The following is a 17,036-nucleotide window of genomic DNA, read 5'->3' as shown; positions in this document are numbered from 1 at the left end:
GGGGATGTCCTGGCCGTAATAAGGCGGGCGGGCGCGCGGTGGCGTCCGTGATTCAGTGCGGGGCCTGGCATGGCCCGAAAGGCGAGCGCCGGCTCTTGCGGAAAGCCGGCGCGGCAGGCGCTCAGTTCGTCGCGGCCATCTTGATCTCGCCGGGCTGCGGCGAGACGGCGACGCCCGGGCGGACCATCGGATTGGCGTTGCCGCCGACGATCACCTTGTCCTGCGCCGTGAGGCCGGAGCGGATCACCCGCAGGCCCTCGCTGAGCGGCCCGAGCACGACCGGCTTCGGAACAACCTTGTTCTCGGGGCCGACCGTCAGCACGATCTTGTTGGCCTGGTCCGAGGCGATGACCGTGTCCGGCACCAGCAATGCGTCGGACTCGCCGGCGAAGAAGCGCAGGCGGCCGAACACGCCTGGCGTCAGGAACTGGTCCTTGTTCTCGAACACGGCCCGGCCGCGGATCGTGGCGGAACGGGAGTTCAGCGCGTTGTCGAAGAAGTTGACCTTGCCGCTGCGGCCCCATTTCGGCTCGTCGGAGAGACGCACCTCGACCACCGCGCCGCTGTCCTTGGCGGCTTGCTCGCGCGGATTGCTCATCCGGGTATAGCGCAGGAAGTCGGCCTCAGAGATGTCGAAGGTGAAGTAGATCGGCGCCACCGCGACGATGGTCGTCAGCAGCGAGGCGCCCGACTGGCCGCCGGCGATCAGGTTGCCCGGATCGACGCGGCGGTTCGAGATGCGCCCGGCGAGCGGAGCGCGCACCTCGGTCCATTCGAGATTGAGCTCGGCGTTCTTCAGGTTGGCCTCGGCGCCCTGCAGGGAGCCGATCGCGCTGTTCAGGTTGGCGCGGCGCTGGTCGACGTCGCGGGCCGTGATCGTGCGGTTCTGGGTCAGGCCCTCGGCGCGCTCGACCTCGTTCTGGGCGAGCTCGACCTGGGCCTTGGCGCGGGCGACCTCGGCGCGGGCCACGTCGACGGCCAGTTTGTAAGGCCGCTGATCGATGGTAAAGAGCAGGTCGCCCTTCTGGACGAGGGAGCCGTCACGGAAGTGCACCTTGTCGATGAAGCCGGAGACGCGGGCGCGCACGTCGACCTGTTCGCTGGCCTCGAAGCGGCCGGTGAACTCGTCCCAGTTGGTGATGCGCTTGGCGAGCGGGTTGGCGACCTGCACCGGAGGGGCCGGCGGAGCTCCCTGCGCGGCAGCGTCGAAAGCCGTCAGGGCGGTCGACGAGAAGGCGGCGGTGAGCACCAGACCGATGAAACGGCTGCGTGACATGACGGAACTCCGGGGTAACGAGCCGGCACAACCAATGGGGGTTTCCGGCATTTTGCGCAAGAAGGGTTGGCGAGTGACGAATGTCAAGAACCATCACCCGTCAAATCGTGCAATATTGCGCCACATAAGCCACATTCCCGCCATCTGGTTGCAGGAGCGCAACGCGGCGGGATGTCTCGAGGGCTCGTGAAGGCGGCTGCGGCGCAACGGAAGCTTGCCGCCCGCCCGCCGACATCGTAACGCGTAGGCAAATAGTGAAGCCGGAAGAGTCCAGATGAACGCGCATGCCCGCCCCGCCGACCCGAAGAAGCTGATCAAGGGTGCGACCGGCGATTGGGAAATCGTGATCGGCATGGAGATCCATGCGCAGGTCACTTCCAATGCGAAGCTGTTCTCCGGCGCCTCGACGGGTTTCGGCGCGGAGCCGAACGAGCATGTCAGCCTCGTCGATGCCGCCATGCCGGGCATGTTGCCGGTGATCAACGCCGAATGCGTCAGGCAGGCGGTGCGCACCGGTCTCGGCCTCAACGCGCAGATCAACAACCGCTCGGTCTTCGACCGCAAGAACTATTTCTACCCGGACCTGCCGCAGGGTTACCAGATCAGCCAGTACAAGAGCCCGATCGTGGGCGAGGGCGAGATTACCGTCGATCTCTCGCCGACCGAGCAGATCACGGTCGGCATCGAGCGGCTGCATCTGGAACAGGATGCCGGCAAGTCGATCCATGACCAGCACCCGACGATGAGCTTCGTCGACCTCAATCGCTCGGGCGTCGCGCTGATGGAGATCGTCTCCAAGCCGGACCTGCGCTCGGCGGACGAGGCGAAGGCCTATGTCTCCAAACTGCGCACCATCCTGCGCTATCTCGGCACCTGCGACGGCGACATGGAGAAAGGCAATCTCCGCGCCGACGTGAACGTCTCCGTGCGCAAGCCGGGCGATCCGCTGGGCACGCGTTGCGAAATCAAGAACGTCAACTCGATCCGCTTCATCGGCCAGGCGGTCGAGACCGAGGCGCGCCGCCAGATCGGCATCATCGAGGATGGCGGCACGATCGACCAGGAAACCCGCCTCTACGATCCCGGCAAGGGCGAGACCCGTTCGATGCGCTCGAAGGAAGAAGCGCATGACTACCGCTACTTCCCGGACCCGGACCTGCTGCCGCTCGAATTCGACGATGCCTTCGTCGAGAGCCTGAAGGGCGCTCTGCCGGAATTGCCGGACGCCAAGAAGGCCCGCTTCATCGCGACCTACGGGCTCTCGCCCTATGACGCCTCGGTGCTGGTCGCCGAGCGCGATCAGGCCGACTATTTCGAGGAAGTCGCCAAGGGGCGCGACGGCAAGGCCGCAGCGAACTGGGTCATCAACGAATTGTTCGGCCGCCTCAACAAGGAAGGCAAGGACGTCACCGCCTCGCCGGTCTCGGCCGTGCAGCTGGGCGGTCTCGTCGACCTGATCGGCGAGGGTGTGATCTCCGGCCGCATCGCCAAGGATCTGTTCGAGATCCTCTGGACCGAAGGTGGCGACCCCCGCCAGATCGTCGACGCCCGCGGCATGAAGCAGGTCACCGATACCGGCGCCATCGAGAAGGCGGTCGACGAGCTGATCGCCGCCAATCCCGACAAGGTCGAGCAGGTCAAGGCCAAGCCGACCATGCTCGGCTGGTTCGTCGGCCAGGCGATGAAGGCCTCGGGCGGCAAGGCCAACCCGCAGGCCCTGAACGAGATCCTTAAAGCAAAGCTCGGCATCGAGTGATCATGTGACGCCCGCCGATCTCGTCATCCGCGACGCCCAAGCCGCCGATCTCCCGGCGGTCAGGGCTCTGTTGGTCGAGACCTGGCACGCCACCTATGACGGCATCTATGGCTGGCAGCGCGTCGCCGAGATCACCAATGCCTGGCACTCCCTTGAGAACCTGAAGGCGCAGCTCGGCCGCGACGAGGGCGTCTTCCTCGTCGCGCTGGTCGGCGAGGAGATCGTCGCCACGGCATCGGCCCGGCAAGAGCGCGACGGCGCGGCGCTGCTGACGCGGCTCTACGTCCTGCCGACCCGGCAGGGTGTCGGCATCGGCCGCACCTTGTTGCAGGTTGCGCTCGCCTGCTTTCCCGAGGCGCCGGTGGCGCGGCTCGAAGTCGAGAGCCAGAACGAGCCGGCTATCGCCTTCTACGAGCGCATGGGCTTTTTCCTGCAGAGGCAGGCCCGTTTCGACGGGCGCGACGACACGCCCAACACCCTGCTGATGGCGAAGCGCCTCTTCGTCGCCTGAGCAGGCGCATAACGGACGAGACAGGCCTATGACGAAGACCGACGCTTCCGAAATCCGCATGCGCGAGGCGGTCAAGGCCGATGTGCCGCGCGTCGCGGAGCTGATCATGCATGGCGCCTCGGTCCAGAAGCGCACGCCGGATGAGATCGCCGCCGAGGCGCAGGACCCGGTCTATCTCAAGGCCTTCGAGGCGGTCTCCGCCAATCCCTACAACACGCTCTTCGTCGCCGAATTGGAGGGCAGGGTGGTCGGCACCTACCAGATCACCGTCCTGCCGGGCATGGCCGAGCGCGGGCGCATCCGCGCCAAGATCGAGAGCGTCCATGTCGCGCCGGAGACCCGTGGGCGGGGCATCGGCGCGATCATGATGCGCCACGCGATTGCCTTCGCGGCCGAGAAGGGCGTCGGCCTCGTCGAATTGACCTCGCACAAGGCCAGGCCCGTCGCGCATCGCTTCTACTCTGGCCTCGGTTTCGTGCAGAGCCACGAGGGCTTCAAGATGGCGCTCTCGCCCTGAGCGAGCCCGCCCTCAGGGCATGGCGCGACCGCGCCGGAAGCGGGCCGCAACCCCTTCCGGGGCCTTCGCACGCTTCCTAGGTTTCGGAACGAGGCCTACCGCCTGAAAGGAAGCGACCGATGTCCGAAGCCCCCGCCAAGCCGATCGACCTCTATTACTGGCCGACGCCGAACGGCTTCAAGATCACCATCATGCTCGAAGAAGCCGGGCTGCCCTACACCATCGTCCCGGTGAACATCGGCAAGGGCGACCAGTTCAAGCCGGACTTCCTCGCGATCTCCCCGAACAACCGCATGCCGGCGATCGTCGATCCCGACGGGCCGGACGGCAAGCCGATCTCGGTCTTCGAATCCGGCGCGATCCTGCAATATCTCGGCCGCAAGACGGGCAAGTTCTATCCGCAGGACGAACGCGGCCGTGTCGAGGTCGATGAGTGGCTGTTCTGGCAGATGGGCGGCTTCGGCCCGATGCTCGGCCAGACCCACCATTTCCGCCTCTACGCGCCCGAGCCCGTGCCCTACGCGATCGACCGCTACACCAACGAGGCCAACCGGCTTTACGGCGTGCTGAACAAGCGCCTCGAAGGCCGCGACTATATCTGTGGCGACTATTCCATCGCCGACATGGCCTGCATCGGCTGGGCCCGTGGCTGGGAAAAGCAGGGCCAGGACCTCAAGCAGTTCCCGAATGTTGCGCGCTGGCTGGAGACGATGCTGGCGCGGCCCGCCGTACAGCGCGGCATCAAGGTCGGCGAGGAACTGCGCAACCCGGCGGGCATCAGCACGCCCCAGGAAAAGGCGATCCTCTTCGGCCAGAAGGCGCGTTGAGCCCAAGCCGTCATGCCCGGGCTTGACCCGGGCATCTCTGGACGAGAGATCCTCGGGTCTGCGCTTCGCTTCGCCCGAGGATGACGTTTCCCCGCCTATGGCGTGAAAACGTCAGTTCGAGCGGTTCCACTTCACCGAGCGGCAGATCAGCCCGCCCATGACGCAGCCGGCCGTGGTCAGCGTGCTGCCCGAGAGCGTCATCGTGCCCGAATAGGTCTTGCCGTCTTCGGGGTTGAAGGCGCTGCCGCTCCACTTGTTCGCGCCGTTCGGCTTCATGTCGTAGAAGATGCGCTGGCCGACCTTGGCCGGCCCATTCTCGTCCTTGAGCCAGGAGAGCGAGCCGCAAAGCGCTTCGCCGCATTTGGTGAAGCGCACGCGTGAGGCGCCGGTATCGCGCTCCCAGGTGCCGACGACTTCCTGAGACGCCGCAGCCGTGACGCTCGCCAGCAGGCCGAGCGCGGCGAAGGCCGCGAGCTTCGATCCGGTTCCGTGATGCATCCGATCCTCCCGTGTTCGACCAGCTATGTCTGCATGGTTCAGATGTGAACCATATCGCGGATCCGGCCGGCCTCCAAGCTGCCGCTACGGAAGAGGTTTCCCCGGCTTCCGCTACGCAAGGTGAATCCATCCTCAACGGGCGCGGAAGTGACGTAAGATCACGGTATTGAAATCATTCGACTTCTTGCGATTCCGAAATGAATCCTTCGTTGATTTAACCGCCTGATTACGTCTCGTTGAGACTCGATTCATCGCGAAATTTAGGGCGCATTTTAAAGATCGGACCCACTCTCGCACTCATCAGCCGGGGCCTTTGGACGGGTGGCCGGCGCAAAGACAAGAGGGTGGTTGTCATGGCTCGCATGGAGATGAACGCGGTTCCCGCTTCGCTGGTGATCCCGGCGGAGGTGTCGGCGGAAGCCTATTACGAACTCGGCCTGATGCATGCCTCCGGGCGCGCCGGCGCCATCGACCTGGTCAAGGCGCAGATGTGGTTCAACGTCGCCTTCGCCCGTGGCTGTGACCGAGCGGCGGCGCATCGCCAGGAGCTTGCGCTCGAGATGGATCGCGATCAGATCGCCTCGGCGCTGCGCGAGGCCCGCGCTTTCCTGACGCGGCACTGAGGCCACGTTCGGTATCCGGCAGGATGGCGCCTTGCGGCGCCGTTCAGAACGCCGCGACGCCGCCCGAGGGCGGGGGCTGGTTGCCCCTGCGATCCCTGGTGATGGAATCGGGCGTTACGGACAGGATTTCACAAAGCAGCGCCAGGCAGCTGGCGAAGGCGAGACCAATGAGCAGCATAGGCAGGCTCCTTGTCGTCAACGCCTCAATCTAACACCGAATTGATCTGCCGGCTCATGGATTTCCGGCATGGCGGTCCTGCGCACGAGCCTTGTGGGGTGCGAAGGCGGCAGCTATAAGCGCGCCGCATTTCCTTTTTCCGTACCCGTTCCAAGGATCGATCGATGGCTGTCCAGCGTACCTTCTCCATTCTCAAGCCCGATGCGACGAAGCGCAATCTCACCGGCGCGGTCAACGCGGTCTTCGAGAAGGCTGGCCTGCGCATCGTCGCGCAGAAGCGCATCCAGATGACCAAGGCCCAGGCCGAGACCTTCTACGCCGTCCATGCGGCTCGTCCGTTCTTCGGCGAGCTCGTCGAGTTCATGACCTCCGGTCCGGTCGTCGTGCAGGTCCTGGAAGGCGAGGACGCCATCGCCAAGCACCGTGAAGTGATGGGCGCCACCAATCCGGCGAACGCCGCCGAGGGCACCGTCCGCAAGCTCTTCGCCCTCTCGGTCGGCGAGAACACCGTGCACGGTTCGGACGCGCCGGAGACGGCCGCGATCGAGATCGCCCAGTTCTTCTCGGGCAACGAGATCGTCGGCTGATTTCAGCTACCGCTGAAAAGCAGAAAGGCGGGCCGGTTTCCGGCCCGCCTTTTTTGTTGAGATCGACCTTTGTCATTCCGGGGCTTCGCGTGAGCGAAGAGCCCGGAACCCACGACCGGGCGAGCCGCTTGCAACCGAACACCTGATGTCTCACCCGGTCGTGGGTTCCAGGGCCGCGCCTGCGGCGCGCCCCGGAATGACACAGGTGTGCTTCTAAACCCCTGGCGACCAGATGCGGCGGCTCCTCAGAGCCCGAAGGAGTAGTTCGTTCCGGTGTCGAACGAATAGCTCGCCGACAGGCCGAAGGTGAGCGAATCGCGCGAGCCGAACGGCCTGACGATCGGGGAGCGCGTGGCGTCGCCGACTAGGCGCTTGTACTCGACATAGGCCGTGGTCTTGAGCTGGTCGGACCAGTGATAGGTCACCTGCGCCAGCGCGCCGACCGAATGGACGCCGGCATTGTAGCGTTGCAGCAGGCCGCCGGTGCCGGGCATCGCGCCGCCGGTGCCGAAATAGGTCCGGACATAATCGGCCGAGGCGATCCGCATGCGCGGGCCGACGCCCAGCGTCCAGGTCCCGACGGTGGAGAAGGCGTCGAGCTTGAAGTCGGCGACGACGCCGTCATGCGCGGCGATACCGCGGCGCAGGTCGACGCGGCCGCGCAGCCAGGAGGTCGGGTAGAATTCGGCGAAGCCGCCGAGCTCGGCTCCGAACTTGGTGGCGGGGATGGCGACGAGGGCCGGATTGACCTTGGCCGAGCGCTTCCAGAGCAGGTCGCCCGAGAAGCCGATGCGCCAGCCCTGGCCGGAGAAGACCCCGATGCTCAGCATCGCGTCGTCCTCTGCGCTCCACCAGGTGCTCTTCAGGCCCTTGCCCAGCGAGATGATCGGGCGAGCCCGGAAGACATAATCGTCCGAGCCTGTGTAGTCGGGCTGGTAGCGCACGCCGGCGCCCAGCGTGATGTACCAGTTCTGCGCCGACTGGGGCGAAGTCAGGGTCGAGTAGTCCCTCGACTGGGCCTGGGCCTGGCCCGGCAGCGACAGGGTGAGGCAGGCCGAAAGACCCGCCAGATACGCAACGCAACGCATAATCCAGAACTCCGACGCTATGGCGTCTCCGATAGGCGATGCCGGCAATCTGGCGGACGAGGTTTAATGCGCGGTTAAGGTTCCCGATTCGTTATCTTAAGGGATATCAATGGATTGGGTCTGCGGTTCCGTGGGCAGGGGCTTTCGTACCGCTTCGCTTCGCGGTGTCTCACGGTTTTTGCCGCGGACTGCGGCGGAACGCGGCCGCGCGGAACAACATCGTTCTGCGCATGTTCCAGGGGCGTGAAGCGGGCAGGGGTCGGCGAACGGACATGGGCCCGCCGGCGGCGCGATTACCGCGCGTTAATCGATGATGGAGAGAATGGACCGCGAGGCCGGAGATGTCGGTCGAAAGGCACTCTAGGAGGACCGGCGATGATGGAAGTGGCGATCCTCTGGCTGCTCTGCGCAGCGGTGTTCCTCGAATTGGCCGAGCGTGCGCCCGAGATCGACTAGCCGTCGCCGAGGATCGACCGCGCCGCCCAGCCCAGGAAGATGATCCAGGCCGCCATCGTCACGGTGATGGCGCTCATGAGCAACAGGCTCATGATCTTGCTTCCGGCTTTCGCCTCGTCTCGCGGGAGATCGGAGGCAGACCGCTGCCGCTCGGGATCGTCCATCACATGGCACCACAAATCAGGTGACCGCAGCCTTGCTGGGCGTAGCGGCGGTTTGTCAGGCTGGATTCGACTCAGGGGCGGGCCGTCTCCGCTTTCCTAGCTTCGCATTGGCGATGTCGCTGGTCGGCGCGGCAACCCCCAAATGGGTGCCGAAACTCGCTCCGGCTGGCCGGGTTGCGATCTGCCGGTCGCATGGACGAAAGGCATGGAGGCTTATCCTGCCTGCAGGCGCGTCGAACGGGGCGCACAGCCGATGAAATCGGCATTCCTGTCCCAATCCGCCTCTTGACCTCGGCGCCGCTCTATGACCATGCCGGAGTACGAGCTCGGCATCGTGGTCTTCGCTGCGCTCCGTTCTCGAAGGGCAGGCGGAATCATGAAGATGCGGCGGATGGGTGCGGTCGTTCTGGCCGGTGGATTGTCGATTCTGGCGAGCGTTTCGGCCTATGCCGCAAGCAGCTCGACGACCTTGCCGCCGCCCGATCCGACGGCGAAGAACCTCACCCCCTACATGATCCAGCTGCGCGCCTTCGACGCCTGCCTGGTCACGCAGTCGCAGCTCATGGGCACGACGCGCGAGGCTGTCCACACCCCTTGCAGCTGCTACGCCAAGGGCACGGTCGCGGCGATGACCAAGGACGAGATCCAGGCTTTCCGCGACACCGGCTATTTCAACGACACGGCCCGCCAGAAGGGCCTGCAGTTCATCGACCAGTGCAAGCTGAAGCGGCCGTTCTAAGCTGAACGGTGAGTCGAGGAGGCTGCGCATGCTTCTCGACAAGTGCGCCTTGCTGCTGACAGACTGCTGACAGAAGCTGTCAGCGCGGCTGAGCCATTCTGCCGCAGGTCCACATCGTGATCCGCTCGATCCCAACGATCGAGCGGCATGGCTGTTGGGCCGGGAGACGAGTGGGGAGACGCCGCCGTGCAGCGCGCTGAACGATTGCTCGACATGATTCAGAGCCTGCGTCGTCGCAGGCGCCCCGTGACCGCCGAGACGCTGGCCTCCGAGCTCGATGTCTCCGTGCGCACGGTCTATCGCGATATCGGTGCACTGGTGCGCCAGGGCGTGCCTGTGCGCGGCGAGGCCGGCATCGGCTATGTGCTCGATGCGGGCTTCGACCTGCCGCCCTTGATGCTGTCGCCCGACGAGATCGAGGCCGTTCTGGTCGGCATGCGTTGGCTGAGCGAGCGGGCTGACCCGGTGCTGGCGCGCGCTGCCGAGGATGTCGTCAGCAAGGTCGCGGCAGTGCTGCCGCCGCATCTGCGGCCGATCCTGCTCGATGGTGCCTTGTTCGCGGCGTCCCATCCCGGCGATGTGCCGACCGATCAGGTCGATGTCGCGGCGGTCCGTGCCGCCATCCGCAACGGCCGCAAGCTCTCGATCCACTATAGCGACGAGAGCGGGCATGCGACGCAGCGCATGATCTGGCCGATCGGCATGACCTTCTACGAGCGTGTCCGCATCGTCATCGCCTGGTGCGAACTTCGGCAGGCCTTCCGCCATTTCCGCACCGACCGCCTGACTGGCCTCGTTGCGCTGGAGGAGCGCTATCCCGCCCGACGGGCCGATCTCTTCCGTCGCTGGCAGAAGGAAGAGGAGCGCACGAAGGAGGAATGGGAGCGCTGCAAGCGCGAGGGGAGCGGAATGCAGGCGAACGCCGAGGGCAGCGTCGCGGCCTAAAGCATTTTCGAGCGAAATGGATACCGGTTCGCGTGAAGAACCAAAGGTCCGCGCTAGCGAATGTGCGACAAAGCAAAGGCTTAGAGCAATTCTGTAATTCGGAGAATTGCTGAGTTGCTCTAACCGCGGATGACCGCGCCGCCTTCGAGCTTCGCGCGGCCGGAGGCGACTTCCGCCAGTGCCTCCGGATAGAGCTTGTGCTCTTCGACGAGGACGCGCTTTGCCAGCGTCTCCTCGTCGTCGCCGGGCAGGACCGGCACCTTCGCCTGCAGAATAACCGGCCCGGCATCGAGCTCCGGCACGACGAAATGTGCCGAGCAGCCATGTTCGGTGACGCCGGCTTCCAGCGCCTGCCGATGCGTATGCGTGCCCTTGAACAGCGGCAGCAGCGACGGGTGGATGTTGATCATCCGGCCTTCCCAGCGCGCCACGAACCAGGGCGTCAGGATGCGCATGAAGCCGGCGAGCACGATGAGCTCGATCTGGTTGACCCGCAGCACTTCATCCACCGCGCGCTCGAACGCTTCGCGGTCCTTGCCGAAGGAGCGGTGGTCGACGGTCGCTGTGGCGATGCCGAAATCACGCGCCCGCTCGAGCCCGGCGACGTCGGGGATGTTGGAGATGACGAGCGCGATCTCGGCCGGATAGCCCGGCGCCTGCGCCGCTTCCGCCAGCGAGACCATGTTGGAGCCGCGCCCGGAGATCAGCACCCCGACGCGCTTGCGGGGAAAGGTGGCGCTCACAGCGAGAGCTTGCCGCGATAGCCGACCTGCTCCTCGCCGGCCGCGACCGGCACGATCTCGCCGAGCTTCACCGGCGCCTCGCCGGCCGCCTTCAGGGTGGCGAGAACCTCGTCCGCCTTGCCGGCCTCGGCCGCGACGATCATGCCGATGCCGCAGTTGAAGGTGCGCAGCATTTCGCGCTCGGCGACGCCGCCGACCTTGGCGAGCCAGCCGAACACGGCCGGAACCGGGATCGCGGGCAGGTCGAGCGCGACGCCAAGCCCGTCGGGCAGCACGCGCGGAATATTATCGGGGAAGCCGCCGCCGGTGATATGCGCCAGCGCCTTGATGCCGTCGGTCGCCTTCAGCGCCTGCAACAGTGGTTTCACATAGATCCGGGTCGGCTCCAGCAGCGCCTGTGCAAGGCTCTTTTCGGGCGCGAAGGGAGCGGGCGCGTCCCAGCCGAGGCCGCTGACTTCGACGATACGGCGCACCAGCGAATAGCCGTTGGAGTGCACGCCGGAGGAGGGCAGGCCGAACACCACGTCGCCGGGCTTCAGGTCAGCGCGCGGCAGCAGCGTGCCGCGTTCGGCGGCGCCGACGGCGAAGCCGGCGAGGTCGTAATCCTTCTCTGCGTACATACCCGGCATCTCGGCGGTCTCGCCGCCGATCAGTGCGCAGCCGGCCTGGCGGCAGCCATCGGCGATGCCGCGCACGATCTCGACGCCGACCTTCGGGTCGAGCTTGCCGGTGGCGTAATAGTCGAGGAAGAGCAGGGGCTCGGCGCCCTGCACGATCAGGTCGTTGACGCACATCGCGACGAGGTCGATGCCGATCGTCGAATGCAGCCCGCTTTCGATCGCGATCTTGACCTTGGTGCCGACGCCGTCATTGGCTGCGACCAGGATCGGGTCGTTGAAACCGGCCGCTTTCAGGTCGAAGAGCCCGCCGAAGCCGCCGATCTCCGCGTCGGCGCCCGGCCGGCGCGTCGCACGCACCAGCGGCTTGATCTCGTCGACCATGGCATTGCCGGCGTCGATATCGACACCTGCCTGCGCATAGGTCAGTCCGTTTGCGCCGGGCTTGCTCATTGCGTTTCGCCTTCCTTGCGTGCTCGCGGGAGCGATAGGCAAGCATGCCCGCCATGGCAAGGCATATGCGGGCGCTTTGTTGGTTTCTCACAGACCAACTCGTGTCATCCCGGGCGACCGGAGGGAGACCCGGGATCCATGCCGGAGCATTTCCGATGAAGGGTCAGGCATGGATCCCGGATCGACGCCGCCATAGGCGGCTTGTCCGGGATGACCGCGCGGAAAAGTGACATGACGCGCACGAGCCTCTGGCGTCGTACCCTGCATTGGGCAAAGCTCTCCGCCATGACGATCCCCAACCTGATCACGATCGGTCGCCTGTTCCTGGTGCCGCTGGTCATCGTCATGATCATCAACGCGAACTGGGATGCGGCCTTCATCCTTTTCGTCGTCGCCGGCATCTCGGATGCGGTCGACGGCTTCCTCGCCAAACGCTGCGGCATGGCGAGCGAGCTGGGGGCATGGCTCGATCCGGTCGCCGACAAGGCGCTGATCGTCTCGATCTACATCACGCTCGCCGTCGTCGGCGCGGTCCCGGTCTGGCTCGTCGTGCTCGTCGTCGCGAGGGACCTGATGATCGTGGCGGCGGTGATCCTGTCCTGGCTGCTCGACAAGCCGCTGACGATTGCGCCCATCGTCGTCAGCAAGCTCAACACTGCCGCGCAGATCGGCTTCGCCGCGCTCGCTTTGGGCTCGCGGGCCTTCGGCATCGAGCTCGGCGCGCTGGCGCTGGCCTGTGAACTCCTCGTCGCTCTGTTGACGGTCGCCTCGATGACGGCCTATCTCGCCTTCTGGCTGCGCCACATGGCAGGTTGACGGGGCTTTATCCGCCTGAACGGCTTGGAACCGCAGGCCCCGATGCACATCTGACATGTCCTGCCGGCCGTGAGACGCGAGAGAGGCTGATCGATGACGTTGCAACGCCAGATCGGCTTCTGGGTCGGCTCCCTTGTCGTCTTCGTCCTGTTCCTGGTGGTGCTGCGCGATGTGCTGCTGCCCTTCATCGCGGCGCTGACGCTGGCCTATCTGCTCGATCCGCTCGCCGACCGGTTGGAGCGCATGGGCATGAATCGGCTGGCGGCGACGATCGTCATCCTCGTCGTCTTCCTGCTCATCTTCGTGCTGGCGCTGGTGCTGCTCGCGCCGTTGCTCGGCCAGCAGCTCGCCGGCCTCGTCGCCCGTTTGCCCGGCGATGCCGCCAAGCTCCAGGCTCTGGTGCTGGAGAAGAGCGCGCCCTGGCTCGAGCGTTTCGGGGGCGCGGAACTGACCAAGGAGGCGCAGAGTTCGCTCGGCAATCTCGTCGGCGACGGCATGAAATGGGTCGGCGGCCTGCTCCAATCGCTCTGGAGCGGCGGCACCGCCATCGTTGGCGTGTTCTCGCTCCTGGTGCTGACACCGGTCATCGCCTTCTACCTGCTGGCCGACTGGGACCGCATGGTCGCGACCGTCGACAGCTGGCTGCCGCTCGAGCATCGCGACACCATCCGCGGCCTGCTGCACGAGATGGACATGGCGATCGCGGGATTCCTGCGCGGGCAGGCGCTGGTCTGCGTGCTGCTCGGCGGCTTCTATGCCATTGGCCTCAGCATCATCGGGGTCAATTTCGGCGCGCTGATCGGCATCATCTCGGGTTTCCTCTCCTTCATCCCCTATGTCGGCTCGCTGACCGGACTCGTGCTCTCGGTCGGTGTCGCGACGGTGCAGTTCTGGCCGGACTGGACCTGGCCCTTGGCGACGCTCGGCGTCTTCTTTGCCGGGCAGTTCCTCGAAGGGAACATCCTCCAGCCCAAGTTGGTCGGCAATTCCATCGGCGTTCACCCGGTCTGGCTGATGTTCGCGCTGCTTGCCTTCGGCTCGCTGTTCGGCTTCGTCGGCCTGTTGCTGGCGGTGCCGCTCGCGGCCGTCATCGGCGTGCTCTGCCGCTTCGCCTTGCGGCAATACCTCGCCAGCAACCTTTATCACGGTGGTGATGCCACCCGCGCTGCGGCGGCCAAGGCGCGCATCGACGCCGACGCCTGAGTTGTCCATGTCCGAAATTCCCCCGCGTCCGCGCCAGCTCGCCTTCGACCTGCCGGTCGACAGCCGTCATGGCGTCGAGGATTTTCTGGTCGGCGCCTCCAACGAGGCCGCCTATGGCCTGATCGAGCGCTGGCCGGCCTGGCCGGAAGCCTGGCTGCGCCTGACCGGGCCGGAAGGCGCCGGCAAGACCCATCTCGCCGCGATCTGGGCGCGCGCGGCCCATGCCTGGACGATTTCCGCCAGGGAGCTGGACGAGGCGCAGGTGCCGCATTTCGTCTCCGGCGGCGCGCTGGTGATCGAGGATTGCGATTCAGGCTCCCTCGACGAGCCCGCCCTGTTCCATCTGATGAATGCGATCAAGGCGCGCGGCGGCTCGTTGCTGCTGACGGCGCGGCGCTCGCCCGACCTCTGGGGGCTGACGGTACCGGACCTGCTCTCGCGCCTGAGGCTGGCTCCTGCCGCAACGATCGAGCCACCGGATGACGGGTTGCTGCGGGCATTGCTGGTCAAGCTCTTCATCGACCGCCAGCTCGTCGTCGATATCGCCGTGATCGACGCCCTCGCCATGCGGATGGAGCGTTCCTTCGCCGCCGCGCGGCAGGTTGTCGACCGGCTCGACCGGCTTGCGCTCGAACGCGGCCGCAGGGTGACGCGCCCCTTGGTGCAGGAGGCTTTGGCGGAACTCTTCCCGCAGGATGCGGGTTGAACCGGGCCGCGTCTCCTCGAGCCGGCATTCCTCAAATCATGTCGCTTGTCATCGAACCGTCACGCTAGGATGGCTTCAAGATCGGCGACAGGTGAGGGGCCGATCGGGGCACGGATGAAGCGCATGACGACTGATACTGTGATGATCCAGGCCGAGACTACCGGTGAGGAGGCCGCGCTGTCGCTGCGCCAGCAACCGGAGCGCTTCATGAACCGTGAGCTCTCCTGGCTCCAGTTCAACCGCCGCGTCATGGAGGAAGCCTCGAATCGCAGTCACCCGCTGCTGGAGCAACTGCGCTTCCTCTCGATCTCCGCGAACAATCTCGACGAGTTCTTCATGGTCCGCGTCTCCGGCCTGCGCGAGCAGCTCAAGGCCGGCGTCATCACGCGCAGCCAGGACGGCCTGACGCCGGCCGGCCAGCTCGTCGCCATCGGCGAAGCCGTCGCGGCCTTGACCGCCGACCAGCAGGCGCGCTGGGCCGAGCTGCGCCACGATCTGCACGAGAACCGCATCCACCTGCTCCAGCCCGGCGATATCGGATCGCAGGACCGGATCTGGCTGGAGGATTACTTCCTCAACTACATCTTCCCGGTGCTGACGCCGCTGGCGATCGACCCGGCGCATCCCTTCCCCTTCATCCCCAATCTCGGCTTCACCATCGCGCTGGCGCTGGAGCGCAAGCATGACGGGCGCCAGCTCGACGCGCTGATCCGCGTGCCCACGAAGATCGACCGCTTCATCGAGTTGCCGGACCTGGCGCGCGAAGGGCTGCACCGCTTCATCGCGCTCGACGACGCGGTCTCGCTGTTCATCAGCAAGCTCTTCCCGGGTTACGAGGTGAAGGGTGCCGGCTCGTTCCGCATCATCCGCGATTCCGATCTCGACATCGAGGAGGAGGCGGAGGACCTCGTCCGCGTCTTCGAGACCATGCTGAAGCAGCGCCGCCTCGGCGTCGTCATCCGGCTCGAACTCTCGACCGGCATGCCGGACCATCTGCGCCGGCTGATCGTGCGCGAGCTCAAGGTCGACAACGACGAGGTCGTCGAGGTCAACGGCATGATCGGCCTGACCGAGCTCTCGCAGCTCGTCGGCGTCGACCGGCCGGACCTGAAGTTCAAGCCCTACAACGCTCGCTTCCCGGAGCGCATCCGCGAGCATGGCGGCGATTGCTTCGCGGCGATCCGGCAGAAGGACCTGCTGGTCCATCATCCCTATGAGAGCTTCGACGTCGTCGTGCAGTTCCTGCAGCAGGCGGCGCGCGACCCCAATGTCGTCGCGATCAAGCAGACGCTCTACCGCACCTCCGCGAACTCGCCGATCGTCAAGGCGCTCACCGAAGCGGCCGAGGCCGGCAAGTCGGTGACGGCGCTGGTCGAGCTCAAGGCCCGCTTCGACGAGGAAGCCAATATCCGCTGGGCCAAGGAGATGGAGCGCGCCGGCGTCCAGGTCGTCTACGGCTTCATCGAGCTCAAGACCCACGCCAAGCTGTCATTGGTCGTGCGCCGCGAGGCGGGGCAGCTCGTCAGCTACTGCCACATCGCGACCGGCAACTACCACCCGATCACGGCGCGCATCTATACCGACGTCTCCTTCTTCACCGCCGATCCGGTGATCGCGCAGGACGTCGCCCGCATCTTCAACTTCATCACCGGCTATGCCGAGCCCGCTGGTCTCGAGCGGATGGCCGTCTCGCCGACCAGCCTGAAGCAGCGCCTGCTCGCCGACATCGCCGAGGAGATCGCCCATGTGAAGGCCGGCCGCAAGGGCGCGATCTGGGGCAAGTGCAATTCGCTGGTCGATCCCGAGATTATCGACGCGCTCTATGACGCCAGCCAGGCCGGCGTCGAGATCGACTTCGTCGTGCGCGGCATCTGCTGCCTGAGGCCCGGCGTGCCCGGTCTATCCGAGAATATCCGGGTCAAGTCGATTATCGGCCGCTTCCTGGAGCATACCCGCATCTACGCCTTCGGCGCCGGTCACGGCATGCCGTCGCCCAAGGCCAAGATCTACATTTCCTCGGCCGACCTGATGCCGCGCAATCTCGACCGCCGCGTCGAGGCGCTGACGCCGATCCTCAATCCGACTGTGCATCAGCAGTTGCTGGATCAGATCATGTTGGCCAATCTGCTCGACAACGAGCAGAGCTGGACGATATTGCCCGATGGCGGCTCGCGCCGCATTGTCCCCGCGCCGAACGAAGAGCCGTTCAACGCGCATAAGTACTTCATGACGAACCCGAGTCTGTCCGGACGTGGAAAATCGCTCTCCAATTCAAGTCCCCGCTCCCTCTCGCGCCGAGGGGGACGCAAGGCCTGAGCTCAGGCATGCGCCGG

At 65.7% G+C, this 17,036-nt stretch carries 18 protein-coding genes; 12 read left to right on the top strand and 6 right to left on the bottom strand.

The annotated features are described in order from the left end of the window. Window positions 1-121 precede the first annotated feature (121 nt). Window positions 122-1,276 (bottom strand): efflux RND transporter periplasmic adaptor subunit, encoded by a 1,155-nt coding sequence (locus AC6RIC_RS16765; protein WP_499733176.1) that lies wholly within the window; start codon window positions 1,274-1,276, stop codon window positions 122-124. 274 nt (window positions 1,277-1,550) lie between these two features. Here AC6RIC_RS16765 and gatB point away from each other — a divergent pair, with 274 nt between their 5' ends. The 4 genes from gatB (at window position 1,551) to AC6RIC_RS16745 (ending at window position 4,887) form a co-directional block, all read left to right on the top strand. After that, window positions 1,551-3,032 carry an Asp-tRNA(Asn)/Glu-tRNA(Gln) amidotransferase subunit GatB gene (gatB, locus tag AC6RIC_RS16760; protein WP_499733175.1) on the top strand — a complete coding sequence of 494 codons (1,482 nt, stop codon included), beginning with the start codon at window positions 1,551-1,553 and terminating at the stop codon, window positions 3,030-3,032. Window positions 3,033-3,036: 4 nt separating this feature from the next. Further along, entirely contained in the window at window positions 3,037-3,543 is a 507-nt protein-coding gene (locus AC6RIC_RS16755; RefSeq protein ID WP_454657327.1) for a GNAT family N-acetyltransferase, read from the top strand. A gap of 28 nt (window positions 3,544-3,571) precedes the next feature. Next, entirely contained in the window at window positions 3,572-4,060 is a 489-nt protein-coding gene (locus AC6RIC_RS16750) for a GNAT family N-acetyltransferase (protein ID WP_499733174.1), read from the top strand. 119 nt (window positions 4,061-4,179) lie between these two features. Then, window positions 4,180-4,887: a glutathione S-transferase N-terminal domain-containing protein gene (locus tag AC6RIC_RS16745; protein ID WP_499733173.1), complete on the top strand. Its 708-nt coding sequence runs from the start codon at window positions 4,180-4,182 to the stop codon at window positions 4,885-4,887. 111 nt (window positions 4,888-4,998) lie between these two features. On the opposite strand, the gene AC6RIC_RS16740 is transcribed toward AC6RIC_RS16745, so the two are convergent. Beyond that, window positions 4,999-5,385, bottom strand: coding sequence for a DUF2147 domain-containing protein (locus AC6RIC_RS16740; RefSeq protein ID WP_499733172.1), 387 nt, complete (start codon window positions 5,383-5,385; stop codon window positions 4,999-5,001). A gap of 353 nt (window positions 5,386-5,738) precedes the next feature. Between AC6RIC_RS16740 and AC6RIC_RS16735 the strand changes: the two genes are divergently transcribed. Next, window positions 5,739-6,008 (top strand): sel1 repeat family protein, encoded by a 270-nt coding sequence (locus AC6RIC_RS16735; RefSeq protein WP_499733171.1) that lies wholly within the window; start codon window positions 5,739-5,741, stop codon window positions 6,006-6,008. A gap of 43 nt (window positions 6,009-6,051) precedes the next feature. Here AC6RIC_RS16735 and AC6RIC_RS16730 read toward each other — a convergent pair whose 3' ends face one another. Further along, a complete protein-coding gene (locus AC6RIC_RS16730; RefSeq protein ID WP_280528818.1) occupies window positions 6,052-6,186 on the bottom strand; it encodes a hypothetical protein in 135 nt (44 codons plus the stop codon). A 164-nt stretch (window positions 6,187-6,350) separates the two neighbouring features. Here AC6RIC_RS16730 and ndk point away from each other — a divergent pair, with 164 nt between their 5' ends. Further along, entirely contained in the window at window positions 6,351-6,773 is a 423-nt protein-coding gene (gene ndk / locus AC6RIC_RS16725; RefSeq protein WP_293810206.1) for a nucleoside-diphosphate kinase, read from the top strand. A 245-nt stretch (window positions 6,774-7,018) separates the two neighbouring features. On the opposite strand, the gene AC6RIC_RS16720 is transcribed toward ndk, so the two are convergent. Continuing rightward, window positions 7,019-7,861: a MipA/OmpV family protein gene (locus AC6RIC_RS16720; RefSeq protein ID WP_499733170.1), complete on the bottom strand. Its 843-nt coding sequence runs from the start codon at window positions 7,859-7,861 to the stop codon at window positions 7,019-7,021. A 924-nt stretch (window positions 7,862-8,785) separates the two neighbouring features. Here AC6RIC_RS16720 and AC6RIC_RS16715 point away from each other — a divergent pair. Together AC6RIC_RS16715 and AC6RIC_RS16710 are read left to right on the top strand one after the other, a co-directional pair. Next, entirely contained in the window at window positions 8,786-9,220 is a 435-nt protein-coding gene (locus AC6RIC_RS16715) for a hypothetical protein (RefSeq protein ID WP_454657320.1), read from the top strand. Between the two features lie 186 nt (window positions 9,221-9,406). Beyond that, on the top strand, window positions 9,407-10,165 hold the full coding sequence (locus AC6RIC_RS16710; RefSeq protein ID WP_454657319.1) for a helix-turn-helix transcriptional regulator: 759 nt from the start codon (window positions 9,407-9,409) through the stop codon (window positions 10,163-10,165). A 119-nt stretch (window positions 10,166-10,284) separates the two neighbouring features. Here AC6RIC_RS16710 and purN read toward each other — a convergent pair whose 3' ends face one another. After that, the gene (purN, locus tag AC6RIC_RS16705; RefSeq protein ID WP_499736619.1) at window positions 10,285-10,848 is read right to left on the bottom strand and encodes a phosphoribosylglycinamide formyltransferase; all 564 of its coding nucleotides are present in this window, start codon (window positions 10,846-10,848) and stop codon (window positions 10,285-10,287) included. 56 nt (window positions 10,849-10,904) lie between these two features. Then, entirely contained in the window at window positions 10,905-11,978 is a 1,074-nt protein-coding gene (gene purM, locus AC6RIC_RS16700) for a phosphoribosylformylglycinamidine cyclo-ligase (protein ID WP_499733169.1), read from the bottom strand. A gap of 285 nt (window positions 11,979-12,263) precedes the next feature. Here purM and AC6RIC_RS16695 point away from each other — a divergent pair, with 285 nt between their 5' ends. From AC6RIC_RS16695 to AC6RIC_RS16680, 4 genes are all read left to right on the top strand, one after another. After that, a complete protein-coding gene (locus tag AC6RIC_RS16695; protein WP_499736618.1) occupies window positions 12,264-12,794 on the top strand; it encodes a CDP-alcohol phosphatidyltransferase family protein in 531 nt (176 codons plus the stop codon). 93 nt (window positions 12,795-12,887) lie between these two features. Beyond that, on the top strand, window positions 12,888-13,997 hold the full coding sequence (locus tag AC6RIC_RS16690; protein WP_499733168.1) for an AI-2E family transporter: 1,110 nt from the start codon (window positions 12,888-12,890) through the stop codon (window positions 13,995-13,997). Between the two features lie 7 nt (window positions 13,998-14,004). Continuing rightward, entirely contained in the window at window positions 14,005-14,703 is a 699-nt protein-coding gene (locus AC6RIC_RS16685) for a P-loop NTPase family protein (protein ID WP_499733167.1), read from the top strand. A 123-nt stretch (window positions 14,704-14,826) separates the two neighbouring features. Continuing rightward, the gene (locus AC6RIC_RS16680) at window positions 14,827-17,019 is read left to right on the top strand and encodes an RNA degradosome polyphosphate kinase (protein WP_454657313.1); all 2,193 of its coding nucleotides are present in this window, start codon (window positions 14,827-14,829) and stop codon (window positions 17,017-17,019) included. Window positions 17,020-17,036: the final 17 nt, after the last annotated feature.

This window comes from Allobosea sp. TBD101 (assembly GCF_059817965.1).
Note: the sequence above shows the minus strand (reverse complement) of the source record. Positions and strands in the feature narration are given on the sequence as shown.